Source organism: Sulfurimonas sp. (genome assembly GCF_028694895.1).
Taxonomy (GTDB): domain Bacteria; phylum Campylobacterota; class Campylobacteria; order Campylobacterales; family Sulfurimonadaceae; genus Sulfurimonas.
Map to the genome: position 1 here is coordinate 1 of NZ_JAQVKA010000144.1, position 3,051 is coordinate 3,051.

4 protein-coding genes are annotated in these 3,051 nt (G+C 30.7%); 1 reads left to right on the forward strand and 3 read right to left on the reverse strand.

From position 1 onward, the window contains the following. Nucleotides 1-386: alanine racemase C-terminal domain-containing protein (locus PHI38_RS09965; RefSeq protein WP_299855697.1), on the forward strand; the 386-nt coding region annotated here is incomplete at its 5' end. Here PHI38_RS09965 and PHI38_RS09970 read toward each other — a convergent pair. The 3 genes from PHI38_RS09970 to PHI38_RS09980 form a co-directional block, all read right to left on the reverse strand. Continuing rightward, nucleotides 383-2,353 carry an EAL domain-containing protein gene (locus tag PHI38_RS09970; RefSeq protein ID WP_299855699.1) on the reverse strand — a complete coding sequence of 657 codons (1,971 nt, stop codon included), beginning with the start codon at nucleotides 2,351-2,353 and terminating at the stop codon, nucleotides 383-385. The genes PHI38_RS09965 and PHI38_RS09970 overlap by 4 nt on opposite strands. 79 nt (nucleotides 2,354-2,432) lie before the next feature. Then, on the reverse strand, nucleotides 2,433-2,825 hold the full coding sequence (locus PHI38_RS09975; RefSeq protein WP_299855701.1) for a hypothetical protein: 393 nt from the start codon (nucleotides 2,823-2,825) through the stop codon (nucleotides 2,433-2,435). Next, the coding region (locus PHI38_RS09980) for a PP0621 family protein (RefSeq protein WP_299855703.1) at nucleotides 2,822-3,051 on the reverse strand (230 nt) is incomplete at its 5' end. The genes PHI38_RS09975 and PHI38_RS09980, both read right to left, overlap by 4 nt.

The following is a 3,051-nucleotide window of genomic DNA, read 5'->3' on the forward strand; positions in this document are numbered from 1 at the left end:
GATGTATGAAACTGCCCCTTGCCCTTAATATAGATGGTTTTAAGCCAGTCTTATCACTCTGGGCTAAAAAACTCTCATCAAGAAAACTTGTGGCGCATCAAAGAGTAGGTTATGGCGGAGATGCAGAGGTTACTTGTGATGAGGTTGTGAGCAATTATGACTTTGGATATGGAGAGGGATTTTTAAGAGTTTGTGCAAATGGCTATAAAACGCCAGAGGGAGTAGAACTCATTGGTAGAATCTCTATGGATAACAGTTCATTTTTAAGCTCTAGTGATGAACTGCTTATATTTGATGATGCCACCTATGTTGCTACTTTTGCTTCAACTATAAGTTATGAAGTGTTAACCTCGCTTAAGCCTGAGATAAAAAGAGAAATTTCTTAAGCATTAAAATCTTCGCAAAGCCCACTACTTGGCTTTCCGATGTAGTATCCTTGAATAAAATCTACGCCTATATCTTCTAAAGTTTTAAGAGACTCACTGTCTTCTACAAATTCAGCAATTGTTTTTAAACCAAGATTTGAAGCAAAACTTACTATTGTTTTTATAATAGTTTTTGAGTTCTCATCAGTTGTTATATACTTGACTAAAGATGCATCAATCTTTAGACAGTCAACTTTTAACGCTAATATATGAGAAAAATTTGAATAACCGCTTCCAAAATCATCGATTGCTATTTTACAACCATATTTTTTAACCTCTGTTATAAAGCTTTTTATCTCCTCATAATCATCTATTTTATGACTCTCTAAAATTTCAAAAATAACTCTTTGAGGCTCAGTAAACTCTTTTAATTTTGAGAATATAAACTTAAGTGTCTCTTGATTTTGAATATCTAGTATTGAGAGATTTATAGAAAATTCATACTCTTTATCTTTAAAAAATTCAAATGATTTACTTATCATAGCTTTTGTAATCTCTGGATAAAGTTTAGATTTTATAGCAATATCTAAAAAAGCAAAAGGAGCGATGACAGAGCCATCATCTCTAACTATTCTCGCAAGCGCTTCGTACTTTTCTATCTTTTTTCTTTTTGTATTGTAGATGGGTTGAAAGTATGGAATTATTTGATTTTTAGCAATAGCTTCTTTGAGTACTAAAAGAGCATCTATATTTTTTGTTATTTGCTCTTTTGCATCAAGTGAGTCTTTGTAAAGTACAATATTTTTTGAAGTACTCTTAGCAGATTGCAACGCTGTATTTGCTTTTATGAGAAGGGGATCTTTGTTTGAAGAGATACCACAACTAAAAGATATAAAAATGGACTGATCTTCTACACTGAACTTTATCTCATTTATTTTTTCGAGAAGCTTTTTTATTGTTTTATAAAATTCATCTTCACTAAATTTCTCAGTTATAAAAATAGCAAACTCATCATTTGGAAGTTTGTAAACAGAGCCTACATTGTTGCAAAATTTTAGTATTTTAAGAGAGACTTGTTTTAGAATTTCATCACCAACATCATATCCATAGAGATCATTTATATCTTTAAAAGCATCTATGTTAACAAGCGCTAAATGCCTAGACTCTTTATCTAGAGTTAGTCTAATATCTTCCATTAGTTTTAATCTATTTGGCAGTTTTGTAAGTCTATCTTGGAAAAAAGAGTTTTTAAGCTCATGAGTCTTTGCTTCAACTTTTTGCTCAAGTGTTTCATTGATTTTTTTAGAGTATCTAATGAGGTAGATAACAGCAAAGAAAAGGAATAAAAAAAGGATCAAATCATATAGAGCAGATTTAAAAAAACTTATAAAGAAATAATCACTTAGCTCTTTTTTTGGAATCTTAATACTAACAATACCTCTAACATCACCTAGCTTATAGTCATAGGCATTTTCATAACTTTGTTGAATAAAAGTAGGGGCGCTCTCTTTTGGACCGTGGCATTTTAAACAAACTGGAGTAACTTTTAAAACACTTGCGTACTGATAAAAAGTAGGATTTTCTGAGTTAAAATAGTACTCTTCATCTGAATTTGTTTTAAAGAACTCTATTGCTTTTAGCTCATCTGCATCAGCAGCATTATTACTGTTTCTAGCACGATCAGATACAGTCGAGAGAGATAGATTAAGTGGATTATTTTGTGAAAACTCTTTTGAGATAAGGTATGAACTAAAAGCTGGAAGTGCTGGAAGTGTTTTTTTACTAAAATCTATAGTTTCATTTATAAAAAGGTTTTGATAATAGTTTCTATTTTGAATAACGTAACTATTTAAAACATCTGCCTCTTTTTTTGCAAAACTTTCTTCTTTTTCTTTGCTTTCAAAGTATATATATGTAATTTTGCTTATTCCGATAAGGAGAAAAATAAGAGGAATTATTTTCAAAAACCTGTTGTTTAAACTGTACATACACTTCCTTAGGGCAAAAATTAGCTAAGTATTGTAACAAAAAAAACGTATTCTTGCTATAGATGTGGCCGAAATGTCTCTAAGAGTTTGTTTTTATAATGGCATCTGAGAATATCACACCATCTACACCAAGTAGCCCCAGTTCTTCTATCTCATGCTCTTCTGTAACAAAAACTAATATTTTTGCATCAAAAAGATAATTTTCAGCTATGCTTTGTGCTGTTTTTGCAAGCTCTTTTTCAACTATTATATATGATGCGCCAAACGATGAAGCATATAATAACTCTGTAATATTTTTTACATGTACAGCCATAGGAATTGTGCTAGATGAAGCAAAAGAGATAATGTCTAGATTTTTCTCACTAAACTCAATATAGATAGTTGAAGAGGGCGGGGTATTGTCTATTGACTCAATACTTTGAATATGGAAAAAATTTTGGCTTTTTATAAATCTATGACCAAAAAATATCATTTTGCACTCTCTTGGCACTCTTGTGAGCAATAATACTTACCACCGCTAATTAGAGAATCTTCGAGCGCACAATATATCTTACAAGTTGCGCATTCAACCATATCGTTACTATTTTGTTTATCATTTTTATTTGTTGTTTTTTCAACTTGAGGCTTTTTCTTTATAAATTTAAAATATATAAAAGCAATAACCCCGATAAAAAGAAGTAGTTTAAGTATCATAAGTT